12 protein-coding genes, 1 tRNA gene and 1 riboswitch are annotated in these 17,237 nt (G+C 70.0%); of the genes, 2 read left to right on the top strand and 11 right to left on the bottom strand.

The window, feature by feature from the left end; translation table 11 throughout:
- Positions 1–645: 645 nt before the first annotated feature.
- A tRNA-Leu gene (locus ABZ826_RS21130) sits at positions 646–731 on the bottom strand.
- 621 nt (positions 732–1,352) lie between these two features.
- Between ABZ826_RS21130 and ABZ826_RS21125 the strand changes: the two genes are divergently transcribed.
- Entirely contained in the window at positions 1,353–2,123 is a 771-nt protein-coding gene (locus ABZ826_RS21125; RefSeq protein WP_361450254.1) for an ABC transporter ATP-binding protein, read from the top strand.
- 58 nt (positions 2,124–2,181) lie between these two features.
- Positions 2,182–4,710, top strand: coding sequence for an FtsX-like permease family protein (locus tag ABZ826_RS21120; RefSeq protein WP_361450251.1), 2,529 nt, complete (start codon positions 2,182–2,184; stop codon positions 4,708–4,710).
- Positions 4,711–4,798: 88 nt separating this feature from the next.
- On the opposite strand, the gene ABZ826_RS21115 is transcribed toward ABZ826_RS21120, so the two are convergent.
- The 10 genes from ABZ826_RS21115 to ABZ826_RS21070 all read right to left on the bottom strand — a co-directional run bounded on the left by ABZ826_RS21115 (position 4,799) and on the right by ABZ826_RS21070 (position 17,085).
- A complete protein-coding gene (locus ABZ826_RS21115) occupies positions 4,799–6,103 on the bottom strand; it encodes a cyclopropane-fatty-acyl-phospholipid synthase family protein (RefSeq protein ID WP_361450248.1) in 1,305 nt (434 codons plus the stop codon).
- 378 nt (positions 6,104–6,481) lie between these two features.
- Positions 6,482–7,867, bottom strand: a complete 1,386-nt coding sequence (locus ABZ826_RS21110; protein WP_361450245.1) for an NAD(P)/FAD-dependent oxidoreductase — start codon at positions 7,865–7,867, stop codon at positions 6,482–6,484.
- 472 nt (positions 7,868–8,339) lie between these two features.
- Positions 8,340–9,281 carry a Ppx/GppA phosphatase family protein gene (locus ABZ826_RS21105; RefSeq protein WP_361450242.1) on the bottom strand — a complete coding sequence of 314 codons (942 nt, stop codon included), beginning with the start codon at positions 9,279–9,281 and terminating at the stop codon, positions 8,340–8,342.
- A gap of 73 nt (positions 9,282–9,354) precedes the next feature.
- Complete coding sequence (locus ABZ826_RS21100) at positions 9,355–9,963, bottom strand: DUF501 domain-containing protein (RefSeq protein WP_361450239.1); 609 nt, start codon at positions 9,961–9,963, stop codon at positions 9,355–9,357.
- A gap of 60 nt (positions 9,964–10,023) precedes the next feature.
- Positions 10,024–10,494, bottom strand: a complete 471-nt coding sequence (locus ABZ826_RS21095; RefSeq protein WP_361450236.1) for a septum formation initiator family protein — start codon at positions 10,492–10,494, stop codon at positions 10,024–10,026.
- Between the two features lie 192 nt (positions 10,495–10,686).
- Positions 10,687–11,973 carry a phosphopyruvate hydratase gene (gene eno, locus ABZ826_RS21090; protein ID WP_351076713.1) on the bottom strand — a complete coding sequence of 429 codons (1,287 nt, stop codon included), beginning with the start codon at positions 11,971–11,973 and terminating at the stop codon, positions 10,687–10,689.
- Between the two features lie 406 nt (positions 11,974–12,379).
- Positions 12,380–13,132, bottom strand: coding sequence for a transglycosylase family protein (locus ABZ826_RS21085; RefSeq protein WP_361450232.1), 753 nt, complete (start codon positions 13,130–13,132; stop codon positions 12,380–12,382).
- Between the two features lie 3 nt (positions 13,133–13,135).
- Positions 13,136–13,306, bottom strand: a riboswitch (cyclic di-AMP (ydaO/yuaA leader).
- 299 nt (positions 13,307–13,605) lie between these two features.
- The gene (locus ABZ826_RS21080; RefSeq protein ID WP_361450229.1) at positions 13,606–14,574 is read right to left on the bottom strand and encodes a transglycosylase family protein; all 969 of its coding nucleotides are present in this window, start codon (positions 14,572–14,574) and stop codon (positions 13,606–13,608) included.
- Between the two features lie 105 nt (positions 14,575–14,679).
- A complete protein-coding gene (locus ABZ826_RS21075) occupies positions 14,680–16,101 on the bottom strand; it encodes a cytochrome P450 (protein WP_361450226.1) in 1,422 nt (473 codons plus the stop codon).
- Positions 16,102–16,110: 9 nt separating this feature from the next.
- On the bottom strand, positions 16,111–17,085 hold the full coding sequence (locus ABZ826_RS21070; protein ID WP_361450223.1) for a nucleoside triphosphate pyrophosphohydrolase: 975 nt from the start codon (positions 17,083–17,085) through the stop codon (positions 16,111–16,113).
- Positions 17,086–17,237 lie beyond the last annotated feature (152 nt).

Raw genomic sequence — 17,237 nt, 5'->3', positions numbered from 1 at the left:
TAGTGCTTGGGGAGGATCTTTGCGGAAGCGGAACGGCACGAGAACCGGAGCGAGCCGAGGCCGACGGCCGACGCCCGCCCCAAGGCGGGACCCGGTGGGAGCGCCACAGGCCGAAGCCCGTGCGGGAGCCCTCGCCGATCGCGCTCCGGCATCGCCGCGCGCCGCTCGGCCGTCCCGGTGAGATCACCGGCGAACGCCGCGCGGATCCGTACCGAATGCGCCCAGGTCACAGGTCCGGCCGCATCACCCACTCGACGGAATCCGGGGCGAACGAGCACTCCGAAGCACGGACCGTCGCGCTCCAGCCGGTGCTGCCCCGGCTCCATGAGCGCGTCCAGCACCGTCGGTGACACGCGCGGCGCGCACCGACCCGCCCCGGCGGCCGGCTCTTCCCGGCCCCACCAACGGCAGTCTTGAGGAACCCGGCTGACACCGCGTCGCCGAACGTCTCCGGCCGCTCCGCGCCCCGGCGGGTTCCTCCCGTCCACCGGGCGGGCCCGGAAGCTCGTCCTGTCGCGGCCTTCTCGCTCTCGCACGCCCGGCGTGCGCCGAAACCGGTCGGGCGGGTGGCAACGGTGCGGCCGGGACGGGAAGGGATCAGGCGCGTTTTGGGCTGTTTTCGCCGGTCAGGCCTTGCGCGCTGGGTGGTGCCCGGAACCGGACTCGAACCGGTACGCCCCCGAGGGGCAGCGAGGTTTAAGCTCGCCGTGTCTGCATTCCACCATCCGGGCCTGGCGCGCGGCTCCGCGTTGGCACATGACCCTATCCGGGCGCTTCCTCCGATCAGCCGATCGGTGACGCGATGTTGTCTTATTTTATTGACCGTTTGAGGGGTCGTCAGCACTCGCGGGAGGCCATCGTCACATGCCTGGGCGGGGTAGCGGGCACGGCGACCGTTATTCCGGATTGACGTAAAGTCGCCGCACTCGGACGGAGCATTCGCCAGACACGCGCCAGTGATCGCCATGGGTGCGCCACCCGGCCGGGCGACAGTGTCTCCGACATACCGCGGACGGGGGCCGGCGCCGGGCCCTCCCAGGGTCCGGGAACCCCCTCGGCTGTGACGCGGAACACGGCGCTCTCCCGGCAGCGGGTTGACGGGTGGCCGGCACCGGGGCGGGGAGACCGCGGGACCCTCGGCCGGACGGGTGGGCCTCTCAGGGTCGATGTCATACCGAAGGAGGACACCGGGGCCCCTCGGTGCGACTCAAGACGGCCACGGGAACGGGCATGGGGACTGACGATCCGCGGCGATACGGCGGTGACGATGGAGGGGTTCCGAACTCAAGCGGACGCAACCGAACGCAACCCCGGACGAGGCCCTCGGCCGGAGCCCGAATCAGGAGATTCCCGTGACCACCACTTCCACCGCACACCGCGTCACCACGGTGGCTGCCCGCGCCACGGATCTGTCGAAGGTCTACGGAGAGGGCGAGACCAGGGTGACCGCCCTGGACCAGGTCTCCGTGGACTTCCCGCGCGGCGAGTTCACCGCGATCATGGGCCCGTCCGGCTCCGGCAAGTCCACGCTGATGCACTGCGTGGCCGGCCTCGACAGCTTCAGCAGCGGTTCGGTACGGATCGGTGAGACGGAGCTCGGCTCCCTCAAGGACAAGCAGCTCACCCAGCTCCGCCGGGACAAGATCGGCTTTATCTTCCAGGCGTTCAACCTGCTGCCGACGCTGACGGCCCAGGAGAACATCACGCTCCCCATGGACATCGCGGGCCGCAAGCCGAACGCCGAGTGGGTGCGCAAGGTCATCGACATGGTGGGCCTCTCCGACCGGCTGACCCACCGGCCGACCGAACTCTCCGGCGGCCAGCAGCAGCGCGTCGCCGTGGCCCGCGCCCTGGCCTCGCAGCCGGAGATCATCTTCGGTGACGAGCCGACCGGAAACCTGGACTCCCGCTCCAGCGCCGAGGTCCTCGGCTTCCTGCGCAACTCGGTGCGCGAGCTGGGGCAGACCGTGGTGATGGTGACCCACGACCCGGCAGCCGCCTCCTACGCGGACCGGGTCATCTTCCTCGCGGACGGCCGGATCGTCGACCAGATGATGCACCCCACCGCGGACGGGGTCCTCGACCGGATGAAGGCGTTCGACGCCAAGGGCCGCACCAGCTGACGCCCGCTCTTCTCCGCGCCATCCTCCGGAACCCCTCCCGATCCCAGGACTGACAGACATGTTCCGAACCGCCCTGCGCAATGTGCTCGCGCACAAGGCCAGGCTGCTGATGACCGTACTCGCCGTGATGCTCGGCGTGGCCTTCGTGTCCGGCACCCTGGTCTTCACCGACACCCTCGGCAACGCCCTCCGTAACCAGTCGGCGAAGAGCTACGACGACGTCGCCGTGGCCGTCACCTCCTATGCCGACCAGCGCGACGAGAAGACGCCCGGCATCACCGCCGCCACCCTGAAGAAGATCCAGGGCCTGGACGGCGTCGACACCGCCACCGGCCGGGTCTCCGGCTTCGCCGGGGTCGCCGACCCCGACGGCAAGCTGATCGGCAACGGCTGGTCGAACACCGGTGGGAACTACTCCCCCGGCAAGAACGGCAAGGACTCCGCGTACACCTTCGTCGACGGTACGGGCCCGGTCGCGGCCGACCGGATCGCGCTCGACCAGGAGACCGCGAGGCGGGGCGAGTACCACGTCGGTGACCGGGTCCGGGTCGCCACGAACGGGCCGGTGAAGGAGTACACCCTCTCCGGTGTCTTCACCACCGAGGACGGCGCGGTCAACGCGGGCGGCAGCCTGGTCCTCTTCGACACCGAGGTCGCCCAGAAGCTCTACCTCAGGCCCGGCGTGTTCAGGGACGCCAACGTGTCCGCCGCGCCCGGCGTCTCCGCCGAGAAGCTGCTGGCCGGAGTGAAGCCGCTGCTGCCCAAGGACGCCCAGGCCAAGACCGGCCAGGCGCTCGCGGACGATCAGGCCAAGCGGATCGAGGACGGTCTGAGCGGTCTCAACGGGATGCTGCTCGCCTTCGCCGGCATCGCCCTGTTCGTCGGTGTCTTCCTGATCGCCAACACCTTCACCATGCTGGTGGCCCAGCGCACCAAGGAGCTGGCACTGATGCGCGCCGTCGGCGCCTCCCGCCGCCAGGTCAAGCGCTCGGTGCTCCTCGAAGCGGCCGTCGTCGGCCTGATCGCCTCGGTCATCGGCTTCGCCCTCGGCCTCGGCCTCGCCACCGGACTGCGCTCCGCGATGGGCCTGTTCGGCGGAAAGATCCCGGCCGGACCGCTGATCATCTCGCCCACCGCGGTCATCGCCGCGCTCGCCGTCGGTGTCCTGATCACCGTGCTGGCCGCCTGGCTGCCCGCCCGCCGGGCCGCCAAGATCCCGCCGGTCGCGGCGATGAGCAGCGTGCACGCGACGGCCACCGTCAAGTCCCTGGTGCTGCGCAACTCGATCGGCGCCGTGCTCACCCTGCTGGGCGGGGCGGCCATCGTGGCGGGCGCGGCCAAGTCCGGATCGACCGGCCGGACCGTCATCGCCGTGGGCGCCTTCCTCACGCTGATCGGTGTCATCGTGCTGATCCCGCTGCTGTCGCGGCCGGTGATCGCACTGGTCCGCCCGCTGCTGAAGCGGCTGTTCGGGGTCTCCGGCAAGCTGGCCGCGCAGAACGCGGTCCGCAACCCGCGCCGTACCGGTGCCACCGCCTCCGCGCTGGCGATCGGCCTCACCCTGGTCACCGGTATCTCGGTCCTCGGCGTCACCCTCGGCCAGGCGGTCGACCGGATGACCACGGACAACATCAAGGCCGACTACATGGTGACGATGGCGAGCGGCGGTCCGCTCGACGAGTCGGCGCTCACCGCCCTGCAGAAGGCCGACGGGGTCTCGGCGATCTCGCCGCAGCAGGCCACCTCGCTGCGGGTCAAGGAGGACTACCACTCCGCATCCGCCGTCACCCCCGGCGATGTGCAGAAGCTCTTCGCGCTGACGACCCTCTCCGGCTCGATCGACGCGCTGGACAAGGGCGAGATCGCCGTCGACGAGAAGACGGCCAAGTCGAACGGCTGGAAGACCGGCGACACCCTCCGGGTGAAGTTCGACGACGACAAGATGGGCGAGCTGAAGGTCGGGGCGGTCTTCGAGGGGAACGAGATGCTTTCCCCGGTCCTGGTCCCGAAGAACGTCACCGATGCGCACGGCAGTATGTCGGACATCCGCGAGATCTGGCTGAAGATGGACGGCGGCGCGACCAAGGCCAACGAGCAGGCCCTGGTGAAGGCTCTGGGCGACAACCCGGCGATGAGCATCATGGACCGTCAGGACATCCGTGACATGTTCGGCGGCTCGGTCAACCTCGCGATGAACATCATGTACGGGCTGCTGGCGATGGCCCTGATCATCGCGGTGCTCGGAGTCATCAACACCCTGGCGATGTCGGTCTTCGAGCGCCAGCAGGAGATCGGCATGCTGCGGGCGATCGGCCTGGACCGGCGCCGGGTGAAGCGCATGATCCGGCTGGAGGCCGTGGTCATCTCGCTCTTCGGTGCGGTGGTCGGTGTCGTGCTCGGCATGTTCCTCGGCTGGGCGATCGGGCAGACCCTGTCGTCGGACATCCCGGAGTACGCGCTGGTCATCCCGTGGGACCGGATCGCGGTCTTCCTGGTGCTGGCAGGGGTCGTGGGTGTGCTGGCCGCCCTCTGGCCGGCCCGCAGCGCCGCGAAGCTGAACATGCTGACGGCGATCAAGACCGAGTAGCGAACCGGGCGGCATCTCGCCGGACGCGCCCGAGGGCCGGTACCCGCAGCACGGAGCTGCGGGCACCGGCCCTCGGTCCGTCCCGGTGTCAGCCGGTCGCCGGAGCCGTCCAGTCGCGGGCCCGCAGCGGCATGCGGGAGGCCCCGCCCGCCGCCGGGCGCACCACGAGGATCTGGTTGACGCCGATCTTGTTGTGCTCGAAGGAGAGGGCGGAGGCGGCCATGTAGAGCCGCCAGACCCGGGCCCGTCCGGGCGAGGTCATCCGGACCGCGCGGTCCCAGTGCTTCTCCAGATTGGCGACCCAGCGGCGCAGGGTCAGTGCGTAGTGTTCGCGGATCGACTCGACGTCACGGGTTTCGAACCCGGCTTCTTCGAGGGTGGTCACGGTCCGTCCCAGCGGGGCCAGTTCGCCGTCCGGGAAGACGTAGGCGTCGATGAACTCGTCCACGTGGTACGCGGACTCGTCCTTCTCGGGGCGGCGGGCGATCTGGTGGTTGAGCAGCCGGCCGCCGGGCTTGAGCAGTGCGTAGAGGTCGTCGGCGTATTCGCGGAAGCGGACGGAGCCGACGTGCTCCGCCATGCCGATCGACGAGATGGCGTCGTACGGGCCGTCCCTGACGTCCCGGTAGTCCTGGACCCGGATCTCGATCCGGTCGGTGAGGCCCTCTTCCGCGATGCGCTTCCTGGCATAGGCGGCCTGCTCGGCGGAGAGGGTCACTCCGGTGACCCGGGCGCCGTAGGCGCGCGCCGCGTGGATGGCCATGGAGCCCCAGCCGCAGCCGACGTCGAGGAGCCGGTCGCCCTCCTTCAGCCCGAGCTTGCGGCAGACGAGGTCGAGCTTGTCGCGCTGGGCGTCCTCAAGATTTCCGTCGTCCTCCCAGTAGGCGCAGGAGTAGACCATGGACGGGCCGAGGACCAGTTCGTAGAAGTCATTGCCCACGTCGTAGTGGTGGCTGATGGCCTCCTTGTCGCGGCGCTTGGTGTGGAGGGTGCCGGCGCGGCGGCGTACCTCCTCGGGCGGCGGCGCGGGCGGGAGCCAGGGGCCCGCGAGCCGCAACAGCCCCGTGGCGAAGGCCCGCACCTTCGGGTCGCGGACCGGATGGACGCCGGACGTGGCCTCCGCGCCGCGGTCCCAGATCAGCGAGGCCAGCAGATCCAGAGCCTCGTACAGATCGCCTTCGATGCCCAGATCGCCCGCCACCCAGGCGCGGGCCAGGCCCAGTTCGCCCGGCTTCCAGAGCAGCCTGCGCAGCGCACGGCGGTTCCGGACGACAAGAACGGGGGCACCGGGCGGTCCGGTTTCGCTGCCGTCCCAGGCCCGGATACGGACCGGCAGCTTTTCTCCCAGCAACTCCTCGGCGAGAGCGGTCAGCCGCAATGCGGCGTCTGCCATGGCGCACACCTCCGTGATGGTGTTCCCAATGTGCCCAAACATGTCCAAACATGCCTGCAACCACGCCGGGCACCTACGACGCCACGGCGAGGTACACCCTCCTCAACTGTCTGCGGAACGCGGGCCATCCCGCTATGGCGCAACGGAACGGCAAAATGCCTGTAGGTCACACGTTTTTTGATGGTGCGCCACCTCGCGCCCCGCGCGATGCCCCACCGCGCGACGGCCGGGTACGCCGAAGGGGCCGTCCGCACCACGGATGGCGGACGGCCCCTTCGGGCGTTGTGCACGTACTGCGCGGGCGTGTGGGACCCGCGGGTGGACCGAGGCCCTTCGCCCGGATCACGCCGGGCTCCGGCCCGGCCCGGACAAGAAGCCCTAGGAGGCCTTGGCCTTCTCGCCCTCGGCCTTGGCGACGGCCGGTGCCGGGGCCGGCTTGGCGGCCTCGTAGAACTCCTCGCGCGGCGTCTCCATGGCGCCGAGCGAGACGACCTCGCGCTTGAGGAACATCGCAAGGGTCCAGTCCGCGAAGATCCGGATCTTACGGTTCCAGGTCGGCATCGCCATGCCGTGGTAGCCCCGGTGCATGTACCAGGCGAGACGGCCCTTGAGCTTGATCTTCATCTTGCCCATGACGATCATCGCAACGCCCTTGTGCAGCCCCAGACCGGCGACCGCACCCTTGTTGGCGTGGCTGTATTCCTTCTGCGGGAAGCCGCGCATCCCGGAGATGACGTTGTCGCCGAGGACCTTGGCCTGACGCAGCGCGTGCTGGGCGTTCGGCGGGCACCAGGCGTTCGGGTTGCCGGCCCTGCGGCCGACCATGTCCGGGACCTGGGCGTTGTCGCCCGCGGCCCAGATGTAGTCGGTGCCCTGCACCTGGAGCTTCTCGGAGGTGTCCACGTGACCGCGCGGACCGAGCGGGAGACCGAAACGGGCCAGCGCCGGGTTCGGCTTCACACCGGCCGTCCACACGATCGTGTTGGAGTCGACCTCCAGGCCGTTCTTCAGCACGACGTGACCGTCGACGCAGGAGTCCATGGAGGTCGAGAGGAAGACCTCGACGCCACGGGACTCCAGGTGCTCGCGGCCCCAGGTGCCCAGCTTCGGGCCGACCTCGGGAAGGATCTTGTCGGCGGCGTCGACGAGGATGAAGCGCATGTCCTCGCGCTTCACGTTCGTGTAGTACTTCGCCGCGTCGCGGGCCATGTCCTCGACCTCGCCGATGGTCTCCGCACCCGCGAATCCGCCACCCACGAAGACGAACGTCAACGCCCTGCGGCGGACGTCCTCGTCGGTCGTCGAGTCGGCCTTGTCCAGCTGCTCCAGGACGTGGTTGCGCAGGCCGATGGCCTCCTCGATGCCCTTCATGCCGATGCCCTGCTCGGCAAGGCCGGGGATCGGGAAGGTGCGGGAGACCGCGCCCATCGCAATGACCAGGTAGTCGAAGGGCAGCTCGTAGGCCTCGCCGACGAGCGGCGCGACCGTGGCGACCTTGCGGTCCTGATCAATGGTCGTGACGCGGCCGGTGAGCACCTCGGCCTTCGGCAGTACGCGTCGCAGCGGGACGACGACATGCCGAGGCGAGATGCTGCCGGCAGCAGCTTCGGGGAGGAAGGGCTGGTACGTCATGTACGAGCGCGGGTCGACGACCGTGACGGTCGCCTCTCCGTAGCGCATCTTCTTCAGAATGCGTCGAGCTGCGTACAGGCCTACGTACCCACCGCCTACTACGAGGATCCTGGGACGCTCCGTGGTGCTCATGGCATCGAGTATCCACCCCCCTCGGAGGGCGGGCTCGTGAGCCCCTTCACAAGCTATGACCGGCCCTCTGCTACACTGCGCCACCCACGTGACCGAGGTCATGACGCCGGCAGGGAACCGCGGCACGGGGGCGAACGTTGTTCACCGCTTGTGAGCTGGCCCTTGAGCCTCGGAGCGGGGTGAACCACCGCCTCGATTCACGCTCCGGCAACGCGCCCGGAACAGCCCCGTATCGACACGGAACGACCCCGCCGGCGACCCTGAGTGCCCATACGGGCCAGAACTGCCCTTCACAGGGCGGAATTCCTTGTGAAGAAGTTCACGAAGTTCGTCGCGACGTGTCTCGCAAGGCGCCCCTCTGGTGGCCCATGAAGGCTCAAAGGTGCAGGCCGGAGTCCGCATGAGCACCTTTCAGAAACCCCCCGGGCCGCCCCCGGCGAGGCGGCCCGGGGGCGGCCTCGCCGGAGCGTACCTACGCGATCGACCAGCCGATCCCGTCGAGGATGTCGTGCTCGCTGACGACGACCTCCCGGGCCCCGGTCCGCTCCATCACGGCAAGCAGGATCAGCGCCCCGGAGGTGATCACATCGACCCGCCCCGGATGCATCGCACCGATCGCGGCGCGCTCGGCGTGGGTGGAGGCGAGGAGCCGTCCGGTGATCTCCTGGACCTGCCCGAGGGTGATCCGGGAGTGGTGGATCGCCTCGGAGTCGTACTCCTTCAGCCCCTGGGCGATCGCGGCGATGGTGGTGACCGTCCCGGCGAGACCGACGAGCGTGGCGGCCCCGGTCAACGGGACGCTCTCCTGCGCGAGGTCGAGGGCCGCGTCGATGTCGGCGCGGATCGCGGCGATCCGGTCGGGGGCCGGCGGATCGCTCACGACACCGTCGTGCACGAGGTGCCGTTCGGTCATCCGGACGCAGCCGATGTCCACGGAACGCGCGGCCCGCACGTGATCGTCGCCGAGGACGAACTCGGTGGAGCCGCCGCCGATGTCCACGACGAGATACGGCTTCGCGAGGTGATCGCGGCCCGCGAGCTCCCTGGTGGCGCCGGTGAAGGAGAACTCCGCCTCCTGGTCGCCGCTGATCACCTCGGGCTCGACGCCCAGGATGTCCAGCACACCACGGACGAAGTCCTCCCTGTTCTCCGCGTCGCGGGAAGCGGAGGTGGCGACGAAACGGATCCTCTGCGCCCCGTGCTCCTTGATCACCGCCGCGTACCGGCGGCAGGCGGCGAACGTCCGCTCCAGGGCTTCGGGCGCGAGCCTGCCGGTGCGGTCGACGCCCTGGCCGAGGCGGACGATCTCCATCCGCCGGTCGAGCTCCACGAGCTCGCCGGTGGACGGGTCGGCGTCGGCGACGAGCAGTCGGACGGAGTTGGTGCCGCAGTCGATGGCGGCCACGCGGGTCATGGGTGCTCCTAGAGATCAAGCCCCTCCGGCGATCGAGGAGCGGGGGTCCGGGGGTGGGGCCCCGGGGGAACGATCAGCCCTCGTGCGGCGCCCCGTCGGCCGGCCGGAACGCGAAGTGCCCGCCCTCCGACGTCTCGACGGTCCGGCCGTCCTTCTCCTCCGGCGCGCCGCACGGCGTCACGCACGGCCCCTTGCGCCACCACTCCGGCAGCATGGCGATCGCCTCGTCGCCCAGCGGGTTCACTCCGGGCCCGGCGGCCAGCGAGTGGCCGACCAGCACGTGCAGACACTTCACCCGGTCCGGCATGCCCCCGGCGCTCGGGAAGCCCTCAAGGACCTCGATGGCGTCGCGCCGGGCGATGTAGTCCTCGTGCGCGGCGCGGTACGCGGCCGCCAGCTCCGGGTCCGTGGCGAGGCGCTCGGTCATCTCCTTCATGACGCCGTTCGCCTCCAGCGTGCCGATCGCGGACGCGGCACGCGGGCACGTCAGGTAGTACGTCGTCGGGAACGGCGTACCGTCCTCCAGCCGGGGCTGGGTCTCGACCACGTCCGGGTTGCCGCACGGGCAGCGGTGCGCGATCGCGCGCAGCCCGCGCGGCGGGCGGCCCAGCTGCAGCTGGAACGCGGCGATGTCCGCCTCGGTGGGCGCGGTGGACTCGGTCTGCGGAGGGGGGGTTTCCATGCCTGCCTAGGTTCTGATCGGGCTGCTCGAACTGCGGTTCTGCAGAGGGGATGAAGGGAGTCAGTCGCGGTCGGCGCTGTCCACGCCGTCCCAGAGGTTGGAGTGCCACGGCCGGCCGGAATCATCCGTCTCGCCGTTGCGCTCCTTGACCGCGTCGGGGTCGATCACCGTATATCCGGTCTCTCCGGGGAGAAGGTAGTGCAGGTGCTTGCGGGCCAGCTGCCTGATGTACGCGTCGTCCTGGAGGCGCGCCTTCTCGTCGCGCAGCTCCTCGGTACGGTCTCGGGCCTCCTGCGCCCGGCGCTCCTGGTCGGCGATCTCGTCGCGCTGCGACACGTACTGTCGCATCGGGTACGCGAGCGCGACCACCAGGGAGCAGACGATCAGGGCGAGGAAGGCCGCCCGGCCGGTGAGCCGGGAGCGGCGGGCCTGGCGGCGGTTCTGCGACCGGTAGACGCGGGCGGCGGTCTGCTCACCGAGCAGCCGCAGCCGGGTCGCGGTGGAGAACCGGTCCCGGTCCTTCGCGGCCATGTCTCCGCCTCCCCATTACGCACGTCCGTCCCCGCACACGGTACGGGACCGAGTGCGGGGACGGACGGAGGCCGGTGCCTTTGCCCCGCGAGGGGCCTGCGATCAGGCCTTGTCGCGCCTGAGGTTCGCTGGGCGCTGCGCTCGTCGGTTCACAAAGCGCTGTGCCGACCGGCTGTCGTGGCGCTGTGCAGATCAGCTCTCGGAGCGGAACCGCGGGAACGCGGAGCGGCCCGCGTACACCGCGGCGTCGTCGAGGATCTCCTCGATGCGCAGCAGCTGGTTGTACTTGGCGACGCGGTCCGAGCGGGCCGGGGCGCCGGTCTTGATCTGACCGCAGTTCACCGCGACGGCGAGGTCGGCGATGGTGACGTCCTCGGTCTCGCCGGAGCGGTGGGACATCATGCACTTGAAGCCGTTGCGCTGGGCCAGCTCGACGGCGTCCAGCGTCTCGGTCAGCGAACCGATCTGGTTGACCTTGACGAGCAGGGCGTTGGCGGAGCCCTCCTCGATGCCGCGGGCCAGCCGCTCCGGGTTGGTGACGAACAGATCGTCGCCGACGATCTGCACCTTGGCGCCGAGCTTGTCGGTGATGACCTTCCAGCCGGCCCAGTCGTCCTCGTACAGCGGGTCCTCGATGGAGACCAGCGGGTACGCGGAGACGAGCTCCTCGTAGTACTCGGTCATCTCGGCGGCGGAGCGGGACTTGCCCTCGAACTCGTACTTGCCGTCCTTGTAGAACTCCGAGGCGGCGACGTCGAGCGCGAGCGCGATGTCCTTGCCCGGGACGTAGCCTGCCTCCTTGATGGCCTCGACGATGAGGTCCAGGGCGGCGCGGTTCGACTCCAGGTTCGGCGCGAAGCCGCCCTCGTCGCCGAGACCGGTCGAAAGGCCCTTGGTCTTCAGGACCTTCTTCAGCGTGTGGTAGACCTCGGCGCCCCAGCGCAGGGCCTCGGAGAAGGACTCCGCGCCGATCGGGGCGATCATGAACTCCTGGATGTCCACGTTGGAGTCGGCGTGCGACCCACCGTTGAGGATGTTCATCATCGGAACGGGCAGCAGGTGCGCGTTCGGGCCACCGAGGTAGCGGAACAGCGGCAGGTCCGAGGCCTCGGAGGCGGCGTGGGCGACGGCCAGCGAGACACCGAGGATGGCGTTCGCGCCGAGCGAGCCCTTGTTCTCCGTGGCGTCCAGGTCGAACATCGCCTGGTCGATCAGCCGCTGCTCGGTCGCGTCGTAACCCACGAGCTCCGGGCCGATCTGCTCGATCACGGCGAGGACGGCCTTCTCCACGCCCTTGCCCTGGTAGCGGTTGGGGTCACCGTCGCGAAGCTCAATGGCCTCGAACGCACCGGTGGAGGCGCCGGACGGCACGGCAGCACGGCCCGTGCTGCCGTCGTCGAGGCCGACCTCGACCTCGACCGTGGGGTTCCCCCGGGAGTCGAGGATTTCCCGGGCTACGACGACGTCGATGGACGGCACGAGGCATCTCCTTCTGGGATATGACACTGGTTGTGCAGGGTCACTTTGGCCTTGCGACAAGAGCCTAACCGGCCCGGCCCGCTCAGTCGGACTACCGCCCGCCCCCTGGGACGAAAAAGGACCCAAGAGCGAGCATCACGGGGCGAACAGCCAGAATTTTACTGGTCAGTAACTACAGAAGTTGAACGATCACGCACCGCTGGGCCCTCCCGGAGCCCGCCCCGCGCGGGCCGGAGCCGGCCCGTCCGGACGCGATACGGAGGCGACGCGCCCCGCCGGGACAGAGCTGCCGCACGCAGCGAGGTGACGCACCTCGCGGAAGCAGGGGGTCACACGGAAACCCCGGCCCGGCGCGTACGGGGGAACGCGCGCCGGGCCGGGGTGCTCAGGGAGGAGAGTTCCCGGACTACTTCGTCAGGTGCAGCTGCTGACCCGGGTAGATCAGGTCGGCGTCCTTGACGATGTCCTTGTTCAGCTCGAACAGGTGCTGCCAGCCGCCCTCGACCTTGTGGTCGGCAGCGATCTTGCTCAGGGAGTCGCCGGAGACGACCTTGTACTCGCCGTCGCCCTTCTTGACCTTCTCGCCGGTCGGGGTGGTGACGGTCTTCTTCGCCTCGGCCTGCGGGGCGGCGGAGCGGTCCGAGCGGTTGGTGGCGGGGGCCTCGGTGCGCTCGGCCTTCTTCGGCTGGACCTGCCGCTCGGGCGCGGCGGGGGCGCTCTGCTGCTGCGTGGCGCCGGAGTTGGTCTTCGAGGAGGAGCCGGTGTCGACGCCCGGGTCCACACCGTCGTTGCGCAGGTTGCCGGCGCCGGCGCAGCCCCAGGCACCCGGGCCCTGCAGGGCGAGGAGCTTCTCGGCCGTGGCGATCTGCTGGGCCTTGGTGGCCAGGTCGGCACGGGGGGCGTACTGCGTACCGCCGGCGGCGGCCCAGCTGGACTGCGAGAACTGCAGGCCGCCGTAGTAGCCGTTGCCGGTGTTGATGGACCAGTTGCCACCGGACTCGCACTGGGCGACAGCGTCCCAGGTGGCGACGGAGGCGGCGGAGGCACCGGTCGCACCCATCAGCGGGACGGCGACGGCGGTACCGGCGACACCGGCGAGCGTGGCGATACGGACGGCCTTGGACGGGCGACGGTGCTTGCCCTTGCTGGAAAACAGCATGGAACTTCTCCTCACCGACGCCTACGAGGTGAGCTGTCGGGTTCGGGCCAAGTGAGTTGCCCGGTCGCACGTCCTAGCACGCGACTTCACCCCAAGCCGCCCCTGATCCGTCTTTCGACGATCGGGCCGGCGCTTACCTGGGTCCCCCGCTCCTGCCTACGGCGCTTTACGCGTCTGTTCCCTTCGACCGACGGCAGGATTCGGCGTGACGGTCGACGGGGCCCGCGGTGCGAGCGGTTCCGACCGTAAACATAGGCAACCCCCACATTCAAAGATGGACACATCGGACAATCAGCCCTTACTTGCATCTGAGGAACCATCGTTTCCGCAGGTGGGAGGCAATACGGAAGGGCCCCCCGGGCGCGACACGCCAGTGACGTAAAGAGACCCATGTCTCACTTACGCATAAGTGGACATAGGTCCCTGAACTACCCCGGTTTTTGAGGGTCTATTAGCCGATTTTCAGACTGCCCTCAGTCGGCCTTCACATCGAGACGGAGGCTCTGGCCAGGGAGGATGAGGTCCGGGTCGGAGCCGACCGTCTCCTTGTTGGCCTCATAGAGCGCGGGCCAGCCGCCGGGAACCTTCTGTGCATCAGCAATCGCCCAGAGGTTGTCGCCGGAACGGACGGCGTACGCGCCGTCGACGGCCGACGCACCCGCGTCGCGGGCGTCGCCGCCGCCACGGGAGGCATGGCGGCCCGACTCGCGGTCGACGCCACCGTCCACGTCCCGGCTCTCCTCGGGCGCCGGAGTGCCGCGGTGCTTGCCACTCGTACCACTGGACGAGTCGGACGTACGGGGTGAATCGGACGTCTCGGAGGACGGGCCCGAGGACGGAACGGCCGACTCGGTGGCCGAAGGCTTCGCGGAGTTGCCCGCCTCGTCCGCCTTCTCTCCCGCCTTCTCGCCCGGCTTCTCGCCCGCCTGCTTGCCCGTCGGCTTGTGGGCGCCGCCCGATGGCGTGGCGGCATCGGACGGGGTCGCCGACGCGCCGTCAGCCGACTCCGCACCGTCCGCCGGCTCGGCGGAGTCCGTGACCCCCGGGTCGACACCCGGCAGCGTTCCGTCCACCGCGAGACCGGAGATGACCGCACAGCTGGGCCACGCCTTCGGCCCCTTGTCGGCCAGGACCTTCTGGGCCACGGCGATCTGCTGCGCGCGGCTGGCGAGGTCGGCACGCGGGGCGTACGACTCGCCGCCGTACGCCTTCCAGGTCTCCGGCGAGAACTGCAGGCCGCCGTAGAAGCCGTTGCCGAGGTCGGCGCTCCACATGCCGCCGCTCTCGCACTCGGCCACCCGGTCCCAGGTCGTGGCGTCGGCCGCGTGCGCACCGGCCGCGCCGAGCAGCGGGATGGCGATGGCCGAGCCGGTCACGCCCGCGGCGACGACGATGGCGGGTGCCTGACGAGGGCGACGGTGTCTGCCGTTCGCGGAGCCCATGGGGTTGCCTTCCGTGTGACTGACGAGTGACTGGTGAGTCGAACGGTGAACCTAGCGGGACTCGAACGCGTGTCACAAGTCGATGCAGCACAGATCACGTGAAAGTCACAGAGTTGACAGAGTGTCACCTTGTGTCGTCGTGACCCCCGGCGTGAACTCCACGGGCAGCGTGCGCAGTCCGCGCATGATGAGTCCGCCACGCCACCGCAAATCGGTAGGTTCCACCGCAAGCCGCAGGTCCGGAAGGCGCCTCAGGAGCATGGCGAGCGCGGTCTGTCCCTCCAGCCGGGCGAGTGGTGCTCCCAGGCAGTAGTGGATGCCGTGCCCGTATCCGAGGTGCTGATTGTCACGCCGTGCGAGGTCGAGCGCGTCGGGGTTCTCGAAGCGTTCCGGATCGCGGTCGGCGGCGGCGAGTACGACGAGCACGGGGTCACCGGCCGCGATGTCCTGGCCGCCGAGCGTCAGCGGCTCGGTGGCGAACCGCCAGGTCGCCAGCTCCACCGGGCCGTCGTACCGCAGCAGTTCCTCGATCCCGGTCTCCAGCAGCCCGCTCTCCCCCGCGTCGAGGGAGAGGTGCAGCCGCTCGCGCTGTGCGGGGTTGCGCAGCAGGGCGTACACCCCGTTGCCGATGAGATTGACCGTCGTCTCGAAGCCGGCGAAGAGGAGGATGAAGGCCATGGCTGCGGCCTCGTTCTCGGCGAGGTGCTCGCCGTGGTCGCCGGCCCTGATCAGCCCCGAGATCAGATCGTCCCCCGGGTTCTCCCGCTTGCGGTGGATCAGTTCGGCGAGATAGCCGCGCATCTTCTTCACCGACCTGGCCACCCCGCCGCGCGGTCCGCCGCCGTGGCGGATCATCATGCCCGCCCAGTCCCGGAAGTCGTCCTGGTCCTCGCGCGGCACGCCGAGCAGATCGCAGATCGCGTAGATGGGGAGCGGGAACGCGAAGTCGTGGATGAGGTCCGCCTTCCCCTCCGCGATGAAGCGGTCGATGAGGTGGTCCGTCAGTTCCTGCACGCGCGGCGCGAACGCGGCCACCCGGCGCGGGGTGAACGCCTTGGAGACGAGGCGGCGCAACCGGGTGTGGTCGGGCGGGTCGATGTTCAGCAGATGCGTCATCAGCTCCGCCTTGCGCTCGCCCGGGATGCCCGTCTTCCCCTTGGCGTGCGCCGGCTCGGCGTGGTGCGCCGGATTCTTGGAGAGCCGGCCGTCGGCGAGCGCCTGCCGGGCGTCCGCGTACCGGGTCACGAGCCACGCCTCGACGCCGCTGGGCAGCGCGGTGCGGTGCACGGGGCTGTGCTCGCGCAGCCAGGCGTAGGCCGGATACGGATCGGTGGCGAACTCCCAGGTGAAGAGTTCGGGCGCACCGACAGGGCAGGCGGCGGGGTGATCGCCGGGGGCAGCTGCGGAGCTGTCGGCGAGGCGGGAGCCGGGGTGGGCCGCCGGGCCATCGGCGGGGCGGTCACCGAAGTCACCGGCAGGGCCGTCGGTAGGCGGATCGGCGGGGCGGTCGGCGGGGCTGTGATTCACCCTCCGACGTTATCCGTTGCCCTCCGCCGCCCGGATCGCGTCCCGGTAGGCGCGGCCCGCGGCCCGCAGCGCGGCCTCGGGGTCGATGCCGTCCTGTTCGGCGCGCACGGCGAGGGCGAGGAGCTCGTACCCGATGCCGTCGCCCGTGGGGAGGGCCACGTCGAGCCCCGCGGTACGGACCCGGCCGGCCAGTTTCGCCGCCAGCGCCAGGCCGGGCTGGCCGAGCGGCACCCCGTCGGTGACCGAGTCGCGCTGCTTCTCGACGGCCTTGGTCCGCAGCCAGTGCGCGTGCACGTCCTGCGGGGTCTCGGCGGTCTCGTCGCCGAAGACGTGCGGGTGGCGGTGGATCAGCTTCTCGACGAGGGTCGCGGCCACGTCGTCGACGGAGAACGGCTCCGCCCCGTCCTCGGGGCGGCCTTCCTCGGCGATCCGGGCGTGGAAGACGACCTGGAGCAGTACGTCCCCGAGCTCCTCGCGCAGCTCGTCGCGGTCGCCGTCCTCGATCGCCTCGACGAGTTCGTACGCCTCCTCGATGGCGTACTTGGCGAGGCCCTTGTGGGTCTTCTGCGAGGTCCAGGGGCATTCGATCCGGATCCGGTCCATGATCTGGACCAGATCGAGGAACCGGGCCCCCGGCAGATCGTACGAACCGGGCAGCAGTTCCAGGTCCGGCATCCGCACCCGGCCCGAACCCGCGAGCCGCGCGAGCCCGTCGGTCAGCGCCGGGCTGCCTTCGCCACTCGTGAGGAGAACGACGCTCCGGCCGCCCGCGCAGGCGTCGACGAGCTCCTGCGCGGTGGGCGCCACGTGCTCGACGGTGACGCCCGCCTCGCGCAGATACGGCAGCTGCGGATTGTCCCGCTCGGCGCAGAGCACCCGGTCGGCGGCGTGCAGCGTCTGCCAGGCGGGCCAGGACAGAAGACCGGGCGCGACGCGGTGGCTGGCGGTGAGCAGGACGATACGGCCGGGGTCTTCAGCGTTCACCGTTCGAATCTACCTCGGTCGCTCCGGTCGCCGTGCCCGTGCTCCAGGGCCTCTCGGCCTCAGAGCCTGTCGGGCGGCCTCTGATCGGGCGGCCACGCCCTGGCACGCACTCCCCCAAGGCCTTGAGGGCCAGGGGGGACCCCCTCCCGCGT

This window comes from Streptomyces sp. NPDC047515, assembly GCF_040643055.1.
GTDB lineage: Bacteria > Actinomycetota > Actinomycetes > Streptomycetales > Streptomycetaceae > Streptomyces.
This window is presented reverse-complemented; position numbering and strand designations above follow the sequence as displayed.

What these genes read in the sequence shown, in the direction of transcription:
- ABZ826_RS21105 (WP_361450242.1), bottom strand. Translation starts at nt 9,281, where the DNA reads ATGACCCGCGTGGCCGCCATCGACTGCGGCACCAACTCCGTCCGACTG.
- ABZ826_RS21095 (WP_361450236.1), bottom strand. Translation starts at nt 10,494, where the DNA reads ATGGCCGCGAAGGACCGGGACCGGTTCTCCACCGCGACCCGGCTGCGG.
- ABZ826_RS21110 (WP_361450245.1), bottom strand. Translation starts at nt 7,867, where the DNA reads ATGAGCACCACGGAGCGTCCCAGGATCCTCGTAGTAGGCGGTGGGTAC.
- ABZ826_RS21115 (WP_361450248.1), bottom strand. Translation starts at nt 6,103, where the DNA reads ATGGCAGACGCCGCATTGCGGCTGACCGCTCTCGCCGAGGAGTTGCTG.
- ABZ826_RS21080 (WP_361450229.1), bottom strand. Translation starts at nt 14,574, where the DNA reads ATGGGCTCCGCGAACGGCAGACACCGTCGCCCTCGTCAGGCACCCGCC.
- ABZ826_RS21100 (WP_361450239.1), bottom strand. Translation starts at nt 9,963, where the DNA reads ATGGAAACCCCCCCTCCGCAGACCGAGTCCACCGCGCCCACCGAGGCG.
- ABZ826_RS21085 (WP_361450232.1), bottom strand. Translation starts at nt 13,132, where the DNA reads ATGCTGTTTTCCAGCAAGGGCAAGCACCGTCGCCCGTCCAAGGCCGTC.
- ABZ826_RS21120 (WP_361450251.1), top strand. Translation starts at nt 2,182, where the DNA reads ATGTTCCGAACCGCCCTGCGCAATGTGCTCGCGCACAAGGCCAGGCTG.